Here is a 21,810-nt window from a genome sequence, read left to right as displayed (position 1 = left end):
GAGAAGTTCGCATGAAGCAATATTTAAGGCAAATTCACCCCTTGGCATGGACGATCATTGTTGGTACCATGTTTGGACGTCTTGTGACGTCAATGAGTATTCCGTTTCTATCCATCTATCTGACACGTGTACTGGAGGCAACCCCAACACAGACCGGTATTACCGTTGCGGTCAGCTCGCTGGCAGGTGTGATGGTCAGCTTTTACGGAGGTTATATCTCGGACCGGATCGGTCGCAAAATCGTGATGTTAATCTCGGTATTTAGCTGGGCAGGTGTATTTTTTATTTTCTCAGCGGCAGAGCATCTATGGGTGTTCTTTGTGGCCAATACATTAAACGGGTTATGCCGTGCTGTATTTGAACCAACCTCGAGAGCACTATTATCGGATATTACTTCTCCGCAGAACAAGTTGCTGGTATTCAACCTCAGATATGCTGCCATTAATCTTGGTGTAGTATTTGGGCCAATTATCGGCTTTCAACTGGGGTCATCTGAATCGACGTTTCCATTTGTAATTTCAGGTATGGTATACATAGCCTATGGACTTGTGTTATTTCTGCAATTCAAGCTACAGCATGCCAATCTGCCCGAGCGTCACCAGGCTACCGCCCCACGTTTGCGTGAAGCGCTGATGACCACCGGTCGCGACCGGGTATTTCTCCCGGTGTTGATTGGTACCACATTTTGTGTGCTGGGTTACGGACATTTCAGTTCTACGTTGGCACAGTACTTGGCGAGGAGCCCGATCTTTGAAAATGGAAGCCAGATGTTCTCGTACATGCTTTCCCTGAATGCCGTGACGGTACTGATTATTCAGTATCCGCTTGTGCGAACATTCCGAAACTTTCCACCGCTTGTTCCTCTGATTGTGGGTAACCTGCTGGTCGCAACCAGTCTGATGATGGTCGGAATCGCTGAAGGTGTACTCATGATGATGATGAGTGTCATACTATTTACCATTGGGGAAGTGCTGTTGTTCACGATGATGGATATGCTCATTGACCGGATTGCGAAGCCTGAATGGAAAGGAACGTATTTCGGGACGATCGGCTTCAATAATATCGGTAGTGTCATTGCTCCTGTCATGGGCGGGTTACTGTTAAGTCAATTTGGAGCAGAGAATGGACTCGCTGTATTTGTACCGATTGCGCTGACGACTGCACTCGGAGTACCTTTTCTTCTGATAGCACATAGACGTCTTGTCGCCAGAGAGAAACAAACAGAACCCACATCATTGAGTATGTAGGGGAACGTAGAAGTTTAATGACATGAATTAAATAACAATTTAGTTAAAATTATCTTGACGGATGTTTATTCAGCGAATACAATAAACAACAAATATGTGAAACGGGTGGGATGATGATTATGTTTATGCCGAACCAGATTTCGAATCGATAACTGAATACGCATGAGCATAGTGACATTAATCCAATTTTTTGCAATGATCGCGTTGGGACAGTCATGTTTGTGCACTCCTGTCGTGGACGCTCATCATTATTGCGATGCAAAGGAGAATTGGAGAAATGCGGTGCATTTCATCCGATCTCTTTTGGTTACAAGCTGTAGATGAACATTAGTTCATCTATGGCTTTTTTGCATGCATTCCACCAATCTGTTCACATGGAAAGGAGCGTTTGAAGCGTTATTTTATAAAAAAACTAACCTGTTAAAAGGAGAATGTACAATGGTCAACTTACGTTCTACATATCAATTATGGGCGGGAAATGCCGATTTTTATGTCATTATGTATGACTCATCCTAGTAGCCGAAGAACAACGATATAAAACGAACTTAATAATTACACGAGAACGGAGAGGACAGAAATAACATGAAGAAGCGGAGCTAAAAGCTTTCTGTGGAAAGCTACTTCGTAAGCATAAACACGCCTTTATCACCGGATTTTCCCTTATAGATAAGGAATCAAAAAATCTGGGGATAACAGCGATCGAAAGGTTATTCTGTCATCGTAGTTGCAGTGCAATGTTCTTTAGTCATTTTATATAAATAAACCGATGAAGAGGTGGGACCTGTGCCCAAAACAGAAAAACGCTCCATGTCATGGTTGCTGCGCTATTTGAAACCCGTTAAAGGACGGCTCGCCGTACTTTTGATCATGTTGCTGACTTCAACGGGACTTCAGCTTTTGAATCCACAGATTATCAAACGATTTATTGATACAGCCGCAAGTGGGGGAGTCCTCACCAACCTCATTCAGCTCGCAGGACTATTTCTGGTGGTCGCTGTGATTAATCAACTCATCACGGTAGCGGTCAGTTATCTGGGAAACGACGTGGCCTGGCGGGCTACGAATCAACTGCGCGGAGATTTGCTGAAGCACTGCCTGCGTCTTGATATGCGTTTTCATAATGTGAAAACACCTGGAGAGATGATTGAACGTGTGGATGGTGACGTAACGAGTATCTCCAATTTTTTCGCGATGTTCATTGTACAAGTGATCGGGAGTTTTGTGCTGCTGGCCGGAATTCTCGGGTTCATGTTCAGCGTCAACGTGCCCATTGCTTTGGTCATGACCGTGTTTACCTTGTTATCGATCCTGTTCATGGTCTTCATCCGAAATCTGGGAGTGGATTCTTCCAAAAATGAGCGGGCGGCCAGTGCTACCTTGTTCGGATTAATTGAAGAACGAATTGCCGGGATTGAGGATGTGCAAGCGAATGGTCATGTGCCTTATGTGATGAACCGCTTTTACCGCACGATGCGCACCGTATTCCGTAAGGGGAGAAAAGCCTGGCTGCTTCGGGTTATTCCCTGGAATACCACAGTAGTTTTGTTCGCTCTGGCAGTAACTGCAGTGCTTTTGCTGGGTGTGCATTACTATATGGAAGGTCTAATTAGTATCGGAACATTATTTTTGATCTACCAATATACACAGATGCTGAATGATCCAATTGAAATGCTTGGAGATCAGGTGCAAGAGTTCCAAAAAGCAAAATCCGGTATGCTTCGCTCCAGAGAGCTGTTGTCCATGCAGAGTGTAATTGAAGAGGGCACAGAAGAGCAATTGCCTGAAGGACCACTTGGCCTGGAGTTCAGTCAGGTTCACTTCAGTTATAACCAGGATAAACCTGTATTACAGGACATTAATTTTGCAATTAAGCCTGGTGAACGTCTGGGTATTATTGGTCGCACAGGTAGCGGCAAATCAAGTCTAAGTCGTGTTCTTCTCCGCCTGTATAATCTGGATCGTGGTACGATTCGTGTAGGTGGAACAGATATCACGAAGCTTTCTTTACAAGCGCTCTATCGCCGCGTGGGCATGGTGACACAGGATGTGCAGCTGTTTGATGGCACGTTGCGTGATAATCTTACTCTATTCAATGGGGATGTCTCGGATCATATGATCAAGGAGACCACGGACCGACTTGGACTAAGTCAATGGATTGATTCACAGCCCGCAGGACTCGATACGTATCTGGCAGCAGGTGGAGCTTCATTGTCGGCAGGGGAAGCACAGTTATTTGCTCTAACCCGCGTATTCCTGACCGAACCGAGTCTGGTTATTCTGGATGAGCCTTCGTCACGTCTGGATGCTGCTACAGAAGGCATGCTTCAATCTGCGATTGACCAGTTAATGAAACAATCCACCGGAGTCATCATTGCACACCGACTGGCTACGCTGGAAAAAGTAGATCGAATTATGGTGCTTGGAGATGGCAAGGTGCTGGAATTTGGAGCAAGAGAAGAACTTGCCAGTAACCCGGCATCCCATTATGCCAGACTGCTGATTACAGGCCGAGAGGAGGAATTGGCATGACTGTAGCAGGATTTATAGGCCGTTTGTTTCAATTCAGGCCGTTGTTATTTGTGATCAACGGATTGTTATGGTGCATATTTCATTCCTTGCCGTTAGCCATCGGGATCGGAATGCAGTGGTTTTTTGATCGGACGACAGCGGGTTCAAATGACTACATGTGGCTAGCTGTGCCGCTGATCTTTATTGCTCTGGTGCGAATGGCACGAGTGGGCACATTTTTTGTAGCGTTCTATGCGTGGGTTACCTATTTGTATCATATTCAAGCCATTTTACGTACCAATATGCTCGCAGCTATCATGCGCTGGCCGGGGCGTAATCTTCCGGCTTCACCCGGGGAGGCGATGAGTCGCTTTCGAGATGATGTGGATGAAGTCGTCGAGTATGTAGAATCATGGGTGGATTTCTGGGGGCGGCTCGTATTTGCTATCGTATCCATCATCATCATGGCGAACATTAATTTGCAAATTACGTTGGTTGCCGTACTGCCACTGGTGGTCGTGACCTTACTCAACAATCTGTCCGGGAATCGGGCTCGGAAGTACGCACAGGTTAATCGCGAAGCGACCGGGCGAATTACCAGCTTTATTGCGGAAACGTTTAGAGCCGTTCAAGCCCTGAAACTGGGTCAGGCCGAAGAGAATGTCTCCACGCGATTTAACCAGCTTAATGAAAGTCGTCGCCAAGCTGCACTTCGGGATAATCTGTTCAAACAGTGGATGAGATCATTGAATCAGCATGTTCTAAGTATCTGTACCGGATTGATTCTACTGATGTGTGCAGCTGAGATGAAAGCAGGGAATTTTACTGTCGGTGATTTTGCCTTATTCACCAGTTATCTTGCCAATATCGGATTTAGCATATCACTGTTTGGCTATATGGTGTTTCAACACAAAAGGCTCAGGGTGTCCTATGATCGTATGCGTAAGCTATTCCGCCCAGGGGAAGAAGACCAGATCATGGATTCGAGAGAAATCTATCTGTATGAAGATCCGCCAGAACTGGTAAGTGAACTGAGAGATCCCAAGGAGAAATTGCAATCTCTTGAGGTTAAAAATCTAACTTATCAATATCCGAATTCTGCAAATGGGATTCAAGAAATCAGTTTTCGTCTGAAACGCGGACAATTTCTTGTCATTACGGGACGGATTGGCTCAGGTAAATCAACACTCGTACGAACACTTCTAGGACTATTACCCAAGCAAAAAGGAGACATACACTGGAATGGAAAAGCTGTTGATCCAGCCACGTTCCTGATGCCGCCTAGAGCTGCGTATACCCCGCAAGTGCCCAGATTGTTCAGTGATACGCTGAAAGAAAATATCGTACAGGGCAAGCAGGGTAACATTGAGCATTCGCTTGAAAAAGCAATTCGTCTGGCTGTGATGGAAAAGGATATCAAGCATCTGGATCAGGGGCTTGAGACCTCGGTTGGTCCAAGAGGGGTCATGCTGTCAGGTGGTCAGATTCAGCGCGCAGCTACAGGACGCATGTTAATGACGGAGGCGGACCTGTTTATCTTTGACGATCTGTCCAGTGCACTGGATGTGGAGACAGAACAACAAGTATGGGAAGGGCTGTTCCAAGAGCCGGATGTAACCTGTATCGCGGTATCCCACCGTAGAGCAGCACTTTCCAAAGCAGATCATATTATCGTGATGAAAGATGGACGCATTGAAGCTGAGGGAAGTTTGGCTGAATTGCTTGCCACCAATGAAGAGATGCAGCTGCTGTGGCAAGGGGAGCAAACACCCGCGAAAGTCGGGTAGCTTAGAAACTTAGCAAAAACAATAAAAAGCAAAAAAGCCTTACAGACGACTCCTTGAAGAGTACAGTCTGTAAGGCTTTTTATTGTTATAACGAGTGTAACGATGGAATATTTTTATCTCATCATTTGAGCAATCAACGAATACGCAATGATAACCAGGAAGATAATAGTGATATGGTTAATGGAGAAGATAAACATCCGTTTGGACCATTTCTCTGTTTCTTTCTTATCAAAGGTAGCCACACTAAGAATGAGCCATGCCAAGCTAACCAAAAATGCTACTATAGCAACAAATGGGCTCATCGGCCAGAATAAAAAGCTGGAGATCAATAACAGTACCAGATACACATTCGTCTGAATGTATGTCCGTCTAATACCTTTAACGACAGGTAGCATGGGAACGCCAGCAGCTTTGTATTCGTCAAAACGACGAATCGCAATCCCGTAGAAGTGAGGCATTTGCCATAAGAGCATCGTAACGACCAATGCCCAGATCTCAAAATGACCCAGTTCCGGTGAAATGGCTGCCCAACCGATTAGCGGGGGCACAGCACCCGAAAGACTTCCCACTTCCGTGTTGTAGATCGTTGTACGTTTGGTCCACATGGTGTATGGGAACACGTAAAGCAACAGACCCAAAATACCAAATACAGCAGCGGATGGGGAAGCGATGTACAACATGATGCCCCCGATGATGGTAATTGCAATACCGAGAATCAGACCCGACTTGGTATCTACGCGTCCCGTAACGGTAGGACGTTTCTTCGTACGTTCCATGATCGCATCAATATCACGATCATACAGATTGTTAAACACCCCTGCTGCCCCAATAATGAGGGAAGATCCAATAAAGGAAAGGATGATCGGTACAATATTAGCTAAGATTGAAGCATCAAATACATATAAAGCCAAACTTAAACCCGCAAACATGGCGATCAGGTTGGACTTGATGATTCCGATTTTGATCGTATCGAAGAAAACTTTCGGAATCGAGCTATACTCCAGGCTGATATTGGTCTGTGAACCATTGTTCAATGTTTTCAAGAACTCACTTCCTATATCTATACTTATATATTATGTCGCTATTATACCATTCAATACACTATGTGATTTAATTAACGTTTTAGTATTTAAAATAATGTCATTTGATTGTGAACAATTTAAAAACAAGGTTTTTTTTAATTGTTAAATAATTATTTCTGTGTTACAGGAGAAAATTCCTGTGATATCCCAGCTGGGGTGAAGAGGAGGGATGAAGATATGTCTTGCAAAATGCTCAGGTTTTGTTTATTGTAGATATAAGATATCTTTAATGGTCTTGTTTAAATATGTTCTCGTCAATCTCCGATATTACTTTTCTTTAGAGAAAACGGAGGTTATTTTTAAAGATAAATTAGAGATATTAAATGTCTGGAAAGGGTGAATAATATGAGTAATATGAATCAACTCTTGGATGTACTTATTATTGGTGGAGGACCAGCGGGGCTTAATGCAGCACTTGTACTTGGCAGGGCTCGTAAGAACGTAGTTGTCATAGACGATGAGACGCCGCGAAACTGGGTTACAAGGGAGACTCATGGGTTTGTGACAAGAGATGGGGCCAGCCCACGAGAATTCCGCAAAGCAGCCAAAGAACAGATTGCAGCATATCCCTCAGTTCAATTTGCATCCGATACAGCAACGGCGATAACAGGTAGCGATGGTGATTTTCGAATCACAACTGCACAGGGGGCAAATTATCGTACGAAAAAGATTTTGTTTGCGGTGGGTAAGAAAGATCTGCCCTTGGACATCAACGGGTTAACAGAGGTGTACGGCAAAAGTGCTTTTGTGTGTCCGTATTGTGATGGATGGGAACTAAGAGACCAGAAGCTGGTCATTATCGTTAATGGTGATAATGCATTACATATGGCAAAAGTCATATCCGGCTGGACAGAACATTATACGATCTGCACGAATGGATCAGGTTCATTAACCGATGAACAGCGTGAAGAGTTGAAACAGCATCATGTTACTGTATTCGATGCACCAGTTCAATCCATTGACTCAGAAGAGGGGATGGTAAAGCAAGTTGTCCTGGATGATGGTACAGCAATTCCATGCACGGGTGTCTTCTTCCAACCGAAATTGTTTACCGGATCAGAACTGCCGAAGGCCATCGGTTGCGAAATTACAGATTCCGGAACGGTTGTCGTTGATGGAACTGGCAAAACATCCGTTCCGGGTGTATTCAGTGCTGGTGATGCAGCATCCGAGTTGTATCAGGCAATCACGGCTGCTTCTCTGGGGGCGTTGTCAGCGGTAAGCATGAATAATGAGCTGAATGTGGAAGCATGGAATGCACAGAACATTCACTAGTTTGGTAAGTAAACAATACGGATCAGGTTTTAACAGGGGATTGTTTATGCAATCCCCTGTTTATTGTCACAACAGGTTCATATGGAGTGGTTCTCTCTCTATTAATGAAGCGATGCAAAATGAGCCCATATCTGAAAATAGAAAATATGCTCACAAATACTGAGATCTGGTATAAGAAAGATGGTGGCGTTTACATTAAAATTTGAAATAAAAATGATTGACAGTCCTGATCTGAACGAGTTTAATTATATAGACCGATTGTTATAATTATTTGAAGGAAGTGGCTTTCGTTGAGTGAAAAGTCTAATGCTAGAGAGTCCATTGTCAGCACAGCAGCGAGACTGTTTTTTTCACAAGGATATCATGCGACCGGTCTGAATCAGATCATCAAGGAGAGTAGTACGCCGAAAGGGTCGTTGTATCATTATTTCCCGCAAGGCAAGGAAGAGCTCGCGCACGAGTGTATTCAAAAAGCCAATGAACATATCCTGCAAAAGTTTGAAGAAACCTTCGCAGCTCATGACAATACGGCAGATGGAATTCAGCGATTCATACACGATATGGCTCATGAAACGGAAGAAGCTGGTTTTACCGGATTCCTTCCATTCAGCTTCTGGGCAGCCGTGGAGACATCCTGCATCAGCCATCAGCTACGCATTGCCTGTCAGGGTGTATTCGCAGGTTGGCAGGATGTCATTACGAAACATCTGATTATGGATGGTATTGGTGAAGAGAAGGCGCGGGAGACATCACTTCTGGTCATTTCCTTGATGGAGGGAGCACTGATTATCAGCCTGACGAATCAGGATAAACAGCCTCTGCTGACGGCTGCTGATTATTTGTCGGTTGTGGCGAAAAATGCCAGACAGATTCAATAAGTTATACCAAGAGAAAAAGAAAGTTCGATACGTTTGAGGAGGATGGGATCGTGGAGGTTTCCATGAAGGCTGATTCTGTACAGAATCAAGAAGAAACACAGCAATACAAGGTATTTCCGATTTTGTTCGCCATGCTGCTGAGCGGCTTTATTGGCCTGTTTGGAGAAACGGCATTAAATGTGGCATTGACGCCACTTATGACTCTACTGGAAGTAGGTCCTACAACGATTCAATGGTTAACCACAGGTTACTTGCTTGTGTTGGGAATCCTGGTACCGGTATCCGGTATGCTGTTGCAATGGTTTACCACAAGACAGCTGTTTACAACATCCTTGATATTCTCGATTGCAGGAACATTTGTTGCTGCACTTGCACCTAGTTTCGAAATTCTGTTGGTGGCACGGGTATTGCAGGCGATAGGTACAGCGCTATTGTTGCCACTGATGTTTAACACCATATTGGTTATTTTCCCGATTGAAAAACGTGGCGCGGCCATGGGCTTGATCGGATTGGTTATCATGTTTGCACCAGCAAGCGGTCCGAGTATCTCCGGTCTGATTCTGGCTAATCTGAGCTGGAACTGGATCTTCTGGATTTCCTTGCCGTTCTTCCTGATCTCACTGGTATGCGGTTTGCTGTTCTTGCCGAATATTTCGAAATTGACCAAGCCCAAAATTGATGTATTCTCCATCATTTTATCTACAGTGGGCTTTGGCGGTATCGTATATGGCTTCAGTAGTGCAGGAGGACATGGAGAAACTGGCGGTGGCTGGACAAGTCCGGTTGTTATCTCCACTATCGTCATTGGTGCGCTGTCCTTGTTGTTATTCAGCATCCGTCAGCTGAGAATGAAACAGCCAATGATGGATCTGCGAGCGTTCAAATATCCGATGTTTACAATTGGCTTGATCCTGATTTTCATCTGTATGATGATGATGTTGTCATCCATGCTGATCCTGCCAATGTATCTGCAACAAGGTATGGCTGTTACAGCGTTAACTGCCGGACTGGTTCTATTGCCGGGTAGTTTGCTGAATGGTTTACTGTCTCCGGTCATGGGCCGACTGTTTGACAAGTTCGGTCCGAAGTGGCTTGTGATTATTGGTCTGGCTGTCGTAACGGTTGTACTCTTCATGTACACTGGAATTACACCAACAACAACACTGGCCAAAATCATTACGCTGCATGTGTTCATGATGGTCGGAATCTCGATGATTATGATGCCTGCACAGACGAATGGTCTGAACCAATTACCACGTGAGTACTATCCTCACGGTACTGCCATCATGAATACGTTGCAACAGGTTTCCGGAGCGATTGGTACGGCTGTTGCAGTAAGTATACTGAGCGCAGGACAATCCCGCTTTTTGAGCGGAGTGGCGAATCCGGAAAGTCCTGAGAATCAACTGGCAGGTTTCACGTCAGGTGTACAGAATGCGTTTGTATTTGCATTAGTACTGTCGATTATCGGTCTGATTACTTCACTCTTCGTGAAACGGGTCAAAGTCGGATCAACGCCAGGACAACAAGGTCCTATGCATTAATCCATTAAGTAACATGAATAACCCGATATAATATAAGAGCGATGGGTTCCTAGTATAGGAGCCCATCGTTTTTTTTTGTTTTTACATATTGTCTTTTTTTGTGTTGACGTGAAACGGGTTACAGCCATTAGAGTAAGAATATAGCCGGACGATGGTGGTTCAAAAGAATGATTTTCAGAGCAAATACTTCATGTTCCGGCAAGATTGTATATGTTCATATTAATGTAAAAGGGTAATATAGAATGTATTAGTGCAATTTTGAACTATTTCGAAAACGGTTTATATTTTATCTATACTCAAGGAGACAACGTTATGATCATCATTAATCCCATTGGCGATAACATCGAAAAGATGCTGTTGCACTACGAAAAAAATGGCCACCTGACTCTACAGGCTTCGCTTATCAGTAATAGCTCGGTTGTATATAGATTGCAAGATTACTGTCTCAAGGTATATGCTTCACGTGCAAAGTTGGATGGAGAAATGGAAAGTGAAGCTCTCCTGTCATTGCAAGGCAATACGTATGCACCCAAATTGTATGCGTATTCACCAGGGGAGTACACGCTGACCGAATGGATTGAAGCATTCAGTCTGAAACAATACCGTGCGAAGTATGGACACGTTCCTCACCACTTAATATACGATATATTAACAACGGAACTTCAGCAGATTCATGCTGGATATTGGGACTGGGATGTCATCCGATATGAGAATTTGCTCTGGACGGAGACAGGAGATGTGAAAAGAACGGACTTTTGGTTGTGTGAACCTGTAAGGTCCAGGCGGGAGAGTCTGTATAAGGAAGTAATTCAGAGAATTGAAAACATCTACAATGGGGATCGAGACGAGATGGACGCGATGCAGCAGTACTTTTACCGTCACCAGCTCACGTCATCTGAGATCGAACAAGCCTTCAATGATTTCAGATCCCAGCGACCAAGACTGGCGATAGCACAATAATGTTCATAGTCAAAACCCCAAAGATTGGAGAATCTTTGGGGTTTCTTTCGCAATATAGAGTATCCCTACCTTAGCTAAGTGTAAGTTACTTCTTCACCAGGGCCAATATTTCGTCGGCTACGAGGTCAGGGCGATATTGATGGATGTAATGATCCGTATCTTTGAGTGTGATTTGTTTGGATTCATTCGACCAGGACTTAAATTCAACTTGAGTTTTATCCCAATCGGGTTCACTGGCACCAAGGTAATCAGCGGTCAGTATGGTGAGAGGAAACGGTAACGTTTGCTTGTGATCCACGACCACTTTGGCATTGGCTGCTATTTCACGTAACTCATCCAATGTGTTGGCATTGCCATAGTTGTACAAGAGGGCAGTTGTATCCCATTTTTTTAGATCGTCGGGTACAAGTTTCAGTTCATTTCGATTGGCATTGGAAGTCTCGACAACCAAGTCAGATTGCATGGAGAGGCGGAATAGTCCAGTTTGAATACGTAACTTGTTTGCAAACCCACCAATGGTATCCGCCAAGGTATCATCGTCATTGGAATAGTATTCGGGACTTCCGCCATCGATCATGACGATGCCTTTCACGAGATCCGGGTACTTCTGTGCGAAACGGATGGTTTCCAGCGAGCCGAGTGAATGTCCAACCAATACATAAGGGGGCTTCTGTCCAGATACTTGCAACAACTCGTGTAATTCCTCTGCTACGGTATCGACATCACGTTTCTTATCGGTTCGATCACTATACCCGTATCCAAATCGGTCATATACAGCGAATTTTGTGTTGGGAGCAAGCTTTTCATATAATGGATAATAATCTACATAAGGATTAGCGGTACCCCAGCCGGAGGCAAGTACTACCGTTACATCGCCTTCTCCACCGGTATATAGATGCATATTGTCACCATGTACGTTGTACAGTTTTCCAGGGGGTACGAGTATTTTGGCATCCTGCCTTAAACCCACTTGTTGGTAGATCACGCCAGTACCCAGAAGCAACAGAACTACCGCCAGGTCGAATATCAAAAATTTAACTAATCTTTTGCGCCATTTCTTCATGTTCTCTCACATACTCTCCATGTATTTTCTCTATCATATATGCCCAATCTTATACGAGAGAAAACAGAGTCTTAATTCTATCTTAATTGAATCTACTTCGATCATGCGGGGATAGTTGAATTCTACCGAAAATTGAATATCAACAGCCAATGAATTAATATAAAGCTACGATATAAGTTGAACTAAAGAATATTTACACTGGTCACTCCGATGTCAGAATAACCTTCCGATCACTGTTATCCCCAGATTTTTTGATTCACTTTTTACAAAGGTGAAAATCTGGTGATAAAGGCGAGTTTATGCTTACGAAGTAGCTTTCCACAGAAAGCTTTTAGCTCCGCTTCTTCAGGTTATTTCTACCCTCTACGTTCTAGTGTTAATGTGTAGTTCACCTGATATAGTTGAATATATCTTATTCAAAAGTTGAATCACAGGTTGATTATATAGAATAGAAGGTATGCACAATGACAAAATACGAAAACCAGATCCCGACATCAGCCGGCATGAACTTTAAGTCCCTGATCAGTATATTGAGAGATTCCATGCGTGGCAATGTAGAGCGGAGGCCATCGGGCATGATGCCTATGGAGATATGTGAACCTGCTGAAACCATTCATGCATCCGACAATCCACAGGTTACATGGTTCGGTCATTCGGCCTTTTTGCTTGAAATTGAAGGTCACAGATTGCTCTTTGATCCGATGCTGGGCAATCGTCCATCACCCGTGTCTTGGGTGGGTACCAAACGTTACAGCACCAATCTACCCATTCAACCGGAGGGTTTCCCAACGCTGGATGCAATCATTATATCGCATGACCATTATGATCATCTGGACTATGACTCCATCCGCAGATTGAAGGATAAAACAAAGCGATTTATCGTGCCACTGGGCGTCCGTCGTCGACTGATTCAACTGGGTGTGCCTTCAGAACAGATTACTGAGCATAACTGGTGGGATGAGTTATCATTCAAAGGTTTAACATTCGCTTGCACGCCAGCTCGCCATTTCTCGGGCAGAGGATTATTCGACCGTAATTCTACCTTATGGTGTTCGTGGGTTATCGCTGGACAACATACGAAGGTATTCTTTAGTGGAGATAGCGGATATGGTCCTCATTTCAAGGAGATTGGCAGTAAATACGGTCCATTTGACCTGACGTTGATGGAATGTGGGCAATATGATGAGCGTTGGTCCAACATTCACATGATGCCGGAAGAAACGGTACAAGCGCACTTGGATGTAGGTGGTAAGTTGCTCATCCCGATTCATTGGGCCGCATTTACGCTCGCCTATCATGCCTGGAATGAACCGGTTGAACGAATCACGAAGGCTGCACATGCCCTGAAAGTCAAGATTGCAACACCCAAAATCGGCGAGAAGGTTGTTCTTCATACGGAGGATTATCCTATACATCCATGGTGGAGACCGGAATTAGGATAAAAATAAAAGCGTTCAGCTCATCGAATGAGTGGACGCTTTTTCTATTACATTTTACATCAGGATCGATAGTGCACTGTAAATTAACAACATACCCATGACGATATTAACAGGCCGCTCGTATCTCAATAGAAAGCTCTGGAATAACAGACCACCGAACGCCCAGGTCATATTGGCACTAATGCCGATGAAGGTGAGCAGCAAGGAAAATACGATCAGTTGGACATGGGACTGTCCAAGAGGCAGAACAAAAACGGATATGGCAGTAAGCCCATACAGAATGACTTTGGGATTGATGAATTGCAGGGTGAACCCGAATAGAAATGAATAATGATTAACCTTGTTTTCTTGCGAATCTGCAGGTTTACTTCGCATGATTTTGAGCGCCAGATAGAGCATATACACACATCCTAACACGTTCAAGACAGGTGTGATTCTTGGGATGTATTGATGAAGAATAAGGTTGAAATAGCTGGACAGAAACATAATAAGCAGGCAGCCAGCTGCAACTCCTCCAATAAACGGAAGGGTCTTTCGGAACCCCTGATTTCTTGCGTGCGTCATGGAAATGATGTTGTTGGGTCCAGGTGTAAATGAAGCGATGATTGCGTATGTCACTAAAGGTATGATGTTCATGTATCCTCCACGTCTTCTTGGTTGTATGATATAATGACCTAAAATGTACGTTATAGCGTACGGTCTTTATTATTGTACAATATGTACGTTATATAGCACAACATAAATATAAAAAAAGGAGGATGGATTTTGAAAAATATTAATAGTATTCTTGCTCAGAACCTGAAACAGCTTCGGGAACAAAGAAAGCTTAGTTTGGACAAGGTCGCAGAGATGTCTGGCATTAGTAAGACCATGCTTGGTCAGATTGAACGTGGTGAATCCAATCCATCGATTGCAACCGTATGGAAGATTGCTAACGGCTTGAAAACCTCCTTCACTGCTTTGATCCACGAGCCGAAGTCAGATACTACCGTTGTAACGGGCGATGATATTCAAGTATTGATGGAAGACGAGGGCAGGGTTCGAATATATCCGCATTTTACTTTTGAAGAAGGACGCCGCTTTGAAATGTACATGATGGAGATGGACCCCAAGTCTGCGTTGAATGCTGAACCGCATATCGAAGGTACGGAAGAATTTATTATGGTCTTTGAAGGTGAAGTTACGATTCGGGTAGGGGCGGAAGAATATACGGTGAGTTCAGGGGAGTCGATCCGTTTTGGAGCGGACAAGCCTCATGCCTATGTTAACTCCGGTGCGAAGACGAACAAATTAAACATGGTTATACATTATTCGAAGTGACAATAAAGCAGCCTGATGTAATGAACTGCAACTCCCTTGTTAGTCATGTCTAACAAAGGGTTCAGTTCAAAACATTGGCTGCTTTATTGATGTTTGCACTATGGAGCCCAACCGCTTGCGATAGGGGACTCTGAGTTAAGGCTTTTCTTTGGCCTGACGCTGGATTTCCTTAGCTGTTAATGCTTTATCATACACGCTTACGTTATCCAGGTTGCCTTTGTAGAACGGATCAGACGCATAACGACTCTTGCCCACATAAGCCTCCGTCACATGCAGATCTTTCGGGTTAAAGGTGATCTCGGAGCTGCTTGCAACCGATGTGCCATTCACATATAGAGTGCCCACATCACCCTGAAGGGTTACAGCCACATGAACCCACTCTTTGGAAGGTAGTGGATCTGCAGCAATCAGACTCTGGTCCCGCCCCTCATTATGAATGGTGAATTGTAATGCGCCATTATGCTGGGAGGGCGTGAGGAACATATGTCGGGTTAATCCATTTCCAAAATCGAAAATACGTTGCCAGGACCCGCCGCCATCCCAGTTGACCCAGGCGCTAAATGTGAAGTCTGTTGTATCTGTAACGAGTCCAGGTAACTGGATGAAACTGTCGGTCCCATTGAAAGTGGCAGCCTGATTTTTGTCACCAGGAGTAGAGCTGACCACGTTAAAGGCTTGTCCATGATATCCGTTTTTGCTGTAATCCTGTGCGACTTTGCCAAGTTTCTTGTGATCAAAAGTATACTCCCCGAGCAATGGGCTTACCGCTTGCTGTGGAATGATAACATTGAACGTTTTGGAGCTTGTCGCAGTTCCTTTACGAATCGTGGCGGTTAATTTGACTTTGGCATCGCCCTTACCAGCCCGTGGTCGCTGTACTACGCCTGTAGCGGATAGAGCCGACGGGTTGGAGCTTTTCCACGTAATGTCTGCACCACTTGTTCCCTTTGTAGGCAGAGACAGATTGAAGAACACATGATCCGTATTACCAATGCTCAGATCCTTTTTCACCGCATCAACAATGTCCTGATCACTCCGTTCAACACCTTGACTTCCCCAGATGGCAATCCCGGAGGAGGAGAGAGCACTAAAGGTCAGAACCGTACTTTGAGATTCTGAATTCCATTCATGTGTGAAAACACCTTTGTACACAACGTTATTCGATGTGATCTGAACCTTGTTGTCTGCGCCAAGACTCCATGTTCCTGTCACTGCACCATGAATCTGCCCATCTGCCGTGAACTGAACGGTCTGGGATGGCTTAATGTCTGCCGTGATATCCTTACCATGATTCACCCATTGGTACTGGCCAGCGATATCCTGCGTTGTCAGTTGCGTTGTATCCTCTCCCAAAGCCGCATAGCGATACGGCGAAACAACGGGCCAACCATCTGCATTCATATGCATCTCATGTACGCGAACTTCATGCTCTTCGCCACGCCCTGGAAACCGGGTATGGAAGATGAGAAATTGTTTGCCAGTCTCCGGATCAACATAAGCAGAGTTATGTCCTGGCGAGACATAGCCGGTTCCCACACCTGTGCCTGGATCGCCGATCTGTCTCTCGAACAGGAAGTTCCCCATTAATTTGACTCCAAACGGTTCAATAGAACGATCGTCAAACAATGGTTTATCCTTGTCCGCCTTAACGTTGATCATATCGTTTCCTTCCGCATCGAGGAAAGGTCCATCGGGTGTTTGGGAGCGGGCTACGCGAATGTTATATCCTCCATCAGCACCTAGTCCACCGTAAGACAGGTACAGATAATAGTAATCGGTTTCTGGACTGTAGAGCATGTAAGGGGCTTCAATACGACTATGGTTGCCTCCGGTTAGCTTCTTGCCATAACCTTGATTCGGCAGCGGTTTGCCTGTCGTCGCATCCATCTCCAGAATGAAAATCCCCCCGGAGTAGGAGCCATACACCATCCATAACTTGCCGTTTTTATCATAAAAGACATCCGGATCGACCACATTGGGATGAATCGTTGCATCGTAAATGGTCCCATCCTCACTGATCTGATCCCACATGCCGGATTTTAACAGAATGCCTTGATCCTTATAAGGTCCTTCGATGTTGTCTGCGACAGCAATGCCGAGCGCTGATCGGGGAGAGTCTCCTTTACAAGCATTGTAGTACATATAAAATTTGCCGTCCGCCAATTGAATGACATCTGCTGCCCATAACGTATCCGTCTGTGCCCATTCCAAGGCTTCAGCGAATTCCTTGGTTACATTGGGGACAACAGGGTTGTTATCCGTAACGCCAGAGGCGACCAAATCCCAGTTCAGAAAGTCTTTGGACTTGGCCACTTGCAAATGAGATCCAAAAATATAAAACGTATCATCCACCTTAATGACAGAAGGGTCATGAACGGAAACATTTTTGAATGATGGAGCAGGAGTTGCGATTGGTGTGGTGGAGGTCTGCGAGTCACCCACAGTTGTCCCTGAAGCATTTGCGAACACCGAGACCGGCGCCAAAGTTGTTGCAGTAAGTAATGCGGTGCTTAGTACAGAAATGTTAAGTACGCGTACCCAATAACGTTTCATACGTTTCCCCTTTCCTATTCCCGGAATGAAAAATTAACCGATACTGGCAACACACGATATAAGGTTCGACAGCCCTCCTTTGGAGCAAATCATAAATCAAGCGCTTTCATTTGTTATATTATCAATTGGTTTATATGTTTGTAAACCATAAATATAATGTTTATAAGACTTAAATGAATAATTAAAGAGAGACGGGAAGAGCCCATACAGCTAATTACATTCAAATAAACCAGTCGTCTTTCTCAAATTTAGGATTGAAATTGGGATCGATGATGCGATATTATTACGTTTAAGTAATGTGTTTAATTATTTATCAATCATTTTATATTAATACGAATCAAAAGCGGAAACCGACAATCCCCAACTACATAGGAGGTAAGAACATGAGCTCATATCAAAATCAATTAATCGCACAATACACGTTCGAAGATACCGTTCAGATCGGAAAGGACAGTTCCGGTAAGGGACATGATGGTATAGCCAAAGGTGAAATCCTACCTGTGGTATCCGAGGTGAAAGGCAGATCGGCGGTAACTTTCAACGGGGGAGCGAATGGAACTTCTTATCTGCAATTACCTTCGGATCTGCTTCGGGATGTAAGCGATAACACAGGAATTACAATTGCCACTTGGGTGTTTCTGGGCAAGGGGTCTAATGTGTGGGAACGCATTTTTGACTTTGGTAAAGGGGAGAAGGGACCGTATTTATTTCTGACACGTCAGCTCCTGGGTACGTTATATGCTGGTGATAATCTGGTTGTCCACCCAAGCCGGGGAGTTGCAAGTGGAGAATGGATACATATTGCACTTTCTGTAACAGGCAGCCACGGGGGGACTTTGAGCAGTGCAGGGCCAATTGTATATGTGAACGGGGAGAAGGCGGCAGATGGATCGATCAGTCAGACGTCCAGTGGCAATTATGCCAAATTGCGCGAATGGTTTGACTCTTTCACCGATCCTGAGAATTATAGCCAGAATTATATTGCACGTTCCCAGTATGCAGCTGATGTGGATTTTGCAGGTTCGTTATCCGACTTTCGGATCTACCAAGCAGCGCTTACCATGGATGAAGTCATTGAAGTCATGTGTGAATCACTCACAGATGAAGCGATTGTGAAGCTAGCGGCAGACAAGTACTTGTCCTTCCCGAACCGAATCATCACCAAAGATGTGTCACTGCCCGCAGATTTGCTGGGTGGTAAAGTGACGGTTCAGTGGAGTTCCAGTGATCCGGAAGTTCTGTCCGAGAACGGAGAGGTTCAGGCAATCACATCGGCACATGAGGTTACGCTCCGTGCGCTTCTGAACAGGGGTGATAGTGAGCAGAGTCAACGCTTTGACGTGTCTGTTGTGCCGGAGCATCTCCCGCCTTATACGGTCACCATCCACGGAGATCAGAAGGTGGCTGACATCAGTGAAGTCATGTATGGGCTGTTCTACGAGGATATTAACAACGCGGCAGATGGCGGAATCTATGCAGAGCTTGTTCAGAATCGATCATTTGAATCTTTTGCATTCGATACGTACTCGCATGACTCTGGAGAATGTGGTTGTTCGACAGGTCGAAATCGTGAGCCTTTGTTTGCCTGGTCAGGCGATACGGAGAAAATGCTCGTAAAGCATACGGATGGACTGAACGTTCACTTTAACGTGGAAGACCCTGAAGTAAATGCTTATTATGTCACGGTTCAGGATGGGGCAACGATTCGAAATCGCGGATTCTCCGACTCCAACCAGCATTGTGCCATGTCCATCAAGCAGGGTGAGGCCTATGACTTTACCGTATGGGCAAAAGCAGAATCGGCAGGAAAGATCACCGTTCAATTGCAGGATGGAAGGGACATTTCCATCAGTGATTCGGTAACGCTGCAGATTGAAGGCGGGAACACATGGAAGAAATATGGCTTAACTGTGAACGGAGCGGAGACGGCGCTCGGTCAACTGGTACTCACTTTTGCAGGTGACATCTCCATCGATATGGTGTCCTTGGTCCCTCAGAATGTATGGGGAGCTGAACCGACAGAAGAAGGCATATCGGCTACAGCACATGCCAACTACACAGGTAACCCGAACTATCGATTGAGAAAAGATCTAATCCAGGCACTTGCAGATCTGCATCCGAAGTTCTTGCGTTTTCCGGGCGGATGTATCTCGGAAGGATCATTTATCTGGGACAACGTGTATGACTGGAAGGATTCTGTGGGTCCGGTTGAGCTCCGCAAAGAGAATTATAATGTCTGGGGTTACATGATGACGATGGGGCTTGGTTATATGGAGTACTTCCAACTGGCGGAAGATCTCAATGCTGCTCCGGTTCCAGTCATGGCTTGCGGTGTGTTATGTCAGGCTCGCTCGGATTATGCTCACCCTGCGGGTGGTGCTTTAAGGGATTATTATATCCGGAACTTTACAGACCTGATCGACTTTGCGCTCAGTACAGACTTGGAACACAACGAATGGGCGGCGATACGAAGCCAGATGGGACATCCTGAACCGTTCGATCTTCGTTATCTGGGTGTAGGTAATGAGAACTGGGGCACTGAATTTTTTGCCAACTTCGAAGTATTCAAACGTTCGATAGATGAGTACATGAAACAGAACTATCCTGATCATGAGCTGCACATTATCTCGACGGTTGGTGCTCAGGCGGATGATGATGCGTACCAGGAAGGATGGAAATTCCTCAGCGGGAACCTCACCGGGTCAGCTCAGGTTGCTTTTGCAGATGGTACTGAGGTGATTGAGGAGACGGTAACCTGGTATGAAAATCAGGACAATTATATGGACACCATCGCAGATGAGCACTACTACCGCTCCAATGAATATTTGCTGAATAACGTAGATCGATACAACTATTATGACCGGGCTTATCATGAAGATGGAAGTATCGATTGGAAAGAAACATCCAAAGTATTTGTTGGAGAATATGCTTCCACGGACAAAAACACGCTGGCAGGAGCGGTCGCAGAAGCTGCGATCATGACCGGATTTGAAAATAATGCAGACGTTGTTCGTTTGGCAGCCTATGCGCCATTGTTCAACAAAGTACTAACGGACGGTACCTACCGCTGGACGCCAGACTGCATCTGGTTTGATGATGAAACCGTGTGGTATACACCGAATTACTATGTGCAGCAGCTTTTTGCAAAACATGTAGGAGATCAGGTGCTTGAGACTTCGTTCTCCACCTACAGCAAAGGCAAACCGCTGAGTCTCATTCCGCGTGGCGGCATCGAAATTGCAACAGGTCATGCAGACATCGTGGTGAAACGTGTCACGGTCACGTCCAATGTGGATGGCAGTTTGATGTTTGATGAAGATTTCAGGGAACGTACAGAGCCTAGTGAGGCATGGAACCAGATTCCCGGATCGGAAGGATACACGTTAACCGCAGGAAAAGGGCTTATCTTGAGCGCACAAACAAGTGGATTGAACGGATTGTACCTGCTGAATGACGAATGGAGCAACTACAAAGTTCACGTTGAGGCTGAAAGAATTTCAGGTGAGGATGGTTTTTACATCGGCGTGGGACTGACGGATATCTCCCCCGAGAATAAGGATGTCATCGAGTACGCAATCAGTTACGGGGGAAGTGCCACAGCGGTGAAGGTGTACAAACAAGGGATTGAGGGTTACACCTTGGGAGACTATTCATCCAGTTCGGCAGCAGGTAACCTGAGAGCGGCCAACTATGAACCACTCGAGAATGGGACCAATTATACAATCACGGTTAACTATGGTGGGGATACAGGAAAGAATCTGATCTGTTCCTATACAGACGGTCGCAATACCAGCAAGGTTCTGGATTACAAGCTGGAAGCTTATAACCGGGAAGTATTCCACTCCGTTACGAAGGACGCACGGCATGTGTATGTGAAACTGGTGAATGCAGATGGTGTGGATAAATCAACCCGGATTTGCCTTCAGGATCTAAAGGTTGATGCTTCAGCCAGATTGATCACACTTACTGGAGAAGATCAGTTGGTGCATATTCCGAATGTGAATCAGAAGAATGATGAGAAAGTGGTTCCCCAAGAACAGGAGATTACACTGTCCGATACATCGGTGGTGGTTAACTTAAGGGCTCATTCAGTGAATGTATTAGTTATGGATATTCTGAATTAAATTCATATCGTGAACAAGAGACCGCGGATA

General features: G+C 45.0%; 14 protein-coding genes. 10 read left to right on the top strand and 4 right to left on the bottom strand.

What is annotated here, in order from left to right:
- The first annotated feature begins 11 nt into the window (after positions 1-11).
- From FS628_RS01085 to FS628_RS01075, 3 genes are all read left to right on the top strand, one after another.
- The gene (locus FS628_RS01085; RefSeq protein WP_145317790.1) at positions 12-1,247 is read left to right on the top strand and encodes an MDR family MFS transporter; all 1,236 of its coding nucleotides are present in this window, start codon (positions 12-14) and stop codon (positions 1,245-1,247) included.
- Positions 1,248-2,030: 783 nt separating this feature from the next.
- Positions 2,031-3,776 (top strand): ABC transporter ATP-binding protein, encoded by a 1,746-nt coding sequence (locus FS628_RS01080; RefSeq protein WP_145317787.1) that lies wholly within the window; start codon positions 2,031-2,033, stop codon positions 3,774-3,776.
- Entirely contained in the window at positions 3,773-5,542 is a 1,770-nt protein-coding gene (locus FS628_RS01075) for an ABC transporter ATP-binding protein (RefSeq protein WP_145317785.1), read from the top strand. The genes FS628_RS01080 and FS628_RS01075 overlap by 4 nt, the downstream gene beginning before the upstream one ends.
- 113 nt (positions 5,543-5,655) lie before the next feature.
- Here the strand turns inward: FS628_RS01075 and cyoE are convergent, their stop codons facing one another.
- Positions 5,656-6,585: a heme o synthase gene (gene cyoE, locus FS628_RS01070; RefSeq protein WP_036608378.1), complete on the bottom strand. Its 930-nt coding sequence runs from the start codon at positions 6,583-6,585 to the stop codon at positions 5,656-5,658.
- 393 nt (positions 6,586-6,978) lie between these two features.
- On the opposite strand from cyoE, the gene FS628_RS01065 reads away from it, so the two are divergent.
- From FS628_RS01065 to FS628_RS01050, 4 genes are all read left to right on the top strand, one after another.
- On the top strand, positions 6,979-7,899 hold the full coding sequence (locus tag FS628_RS01065) for an NAD(P)/FAD-dependent oxidoreductase (protein WP_145321308.1): 921 nt from the start codon (positions 6,979-6,981) through the stop codon (positions 7,897-7,899).
- Between the two features lie 290 nt (positions 7,900-8,189).
- Positions 8,190-8,777, top strand: coding sequence for a TetR/AcrR family transcriptional regulator (locus FS628_RS01060; RefSeq protein WP_145317782.1), 588 nt, complete (start codon positions 8,190-8,192; stop codon positions 8,775-8,777).
- A 62-nt stretch (positions 8,778-8,839) separates the two neighbouring features.
- Positions 8,840-10,321, top strand: a complete 1,482-nt coding sequence (locus tag FS628_RS01055; RefSeq protein WP_145321306.1) for a DHA2 family efflux MFS transporter permease subunit — start codon at positions 8,840-8,842, stop codon at positions 10,319-10,321.
- A gap of 312 nt (positions 10,322-10,633) precedes the next feature.
- Positions 10,634-11,281, top strand: coding sequence for a hypothetical protein (locus tag FS628_RS01050; protein ID WP_145317777.1), 648 nt, complete (start codon positions 10,634-10,636; stop codon positions 11,279-11,281).
- An 85-nt stretch (positions 11,282-11,366) separates the two neighbouring features.
- Here the strand turns inward: FS628_RS01050 and FS628_RS01045 are convergent, their stop codons facing one another.
- On the bottom strand, positions 11,367-12,344 hold the full coding sequence (locus tag FS628_RS01045) for an alpha/beta hydrolase (RefSeq protein ID WP_145317774.1): 978 nt from the start codon (positions 12,342-12,344) through the stop codon (positions 11,367-11,369).
- A 464-nt stretch (positions 12,345-12,808) separates the two neighbouring features.
- On the opposite strand from FS628_RS01045, the gene FS628_RS01040 reads away from it, so the two are divergent.
- The gene (locus FS628_RS01040) at positions 12,809-13,786 is read left to right on the top strand and encodes an MBL fold metallo-hydrolase (RefSeq protein WP_145317772.1); all 978 of its coding nucleotides are present in this window, start codon (positions 12,809-12,811) and stop codon (positions 13,784-13,786) included.
- Positions 13,787-13,837: 51 nt separating this feature from the next.
- Here FS628_RS01040 and FS628_RS01035 read toward each other — a convergent pair whose 3' ends face one another.
- A complete protein-coding gene (locus FS628_RS01035) occupies positions 13,838-14,419 on the bottom strand; it encodes a LysE family transporter (RefSeq protein ID WP_145317769.1) in 582 nt (193 codons plus the stop codon).
- A 129-nt stretch (positions 14,420-14,548) separates the two neighbouring features.
- Between FS628_RS01035 and FS628_RS01030 the strand changes: the two genes are divergently transcribed.
- On the top strand, positions 14,549-15,103 hold the full coding sequence (locus tag FS628_RS01030) for a helix-turn-helix domain-containing protein (RefSeq protein WP_145317766.1): 555 nt from the start codon (positions 14,549-14,551) through the stop codon (positions 15,101-15,103).
- A 135-nt stretch (positions 15,104-15,238) separates the two neighbouring features.
- On the opposite strand, the gene FS628_RS01025 is transcribed toward FS628_RS01030, so the two are convergent.
- Positions 15,239-17,656 (bottom strand): family 43 glycosylhydrolase, encoded by a 2,418-nt coding sequence (locus FS628_RS01025; RefSeq protein WP_145317763.1) that lies wholly within the window; start codon positions 17,654-17,656, stop codon positions 15,239-15,241.
- Between the two features lie 383 nt (positions 17,657-18,039).
- Here FS628_RS01025 and FS628_RS01020 point away from each other — a divergent pair, with 383 nt between their 5' ends.
- A complete protein-coding gene (locus FS628_RS01020) occupies positions 18,040-21,780 on the top strand; it encodes an alpha-L-arabinofuranosidase C-terminal domain-containing protein (protein ID WP_145317760.1) in 3,741 nt (1,246 codons plus the stop codon).
- Positions 21,781-21,810: the final 30 nt, after the last annotated feature.

Origin of the sequence: Paenibacillus xylanexedens, assembly GCF_007676705.1 — a bacterium.
In the GTDB taxonomy this organism is placed as follows: Bacteria; Bacillota; Bacilli; order Paenibacillales; family Paenibacillaceae; genus Paenibacillus; species Paenibacillus xylanexedens_C.
This window is presented reverse-complemented; position numbering and strand designations above follow the sequence as displayed.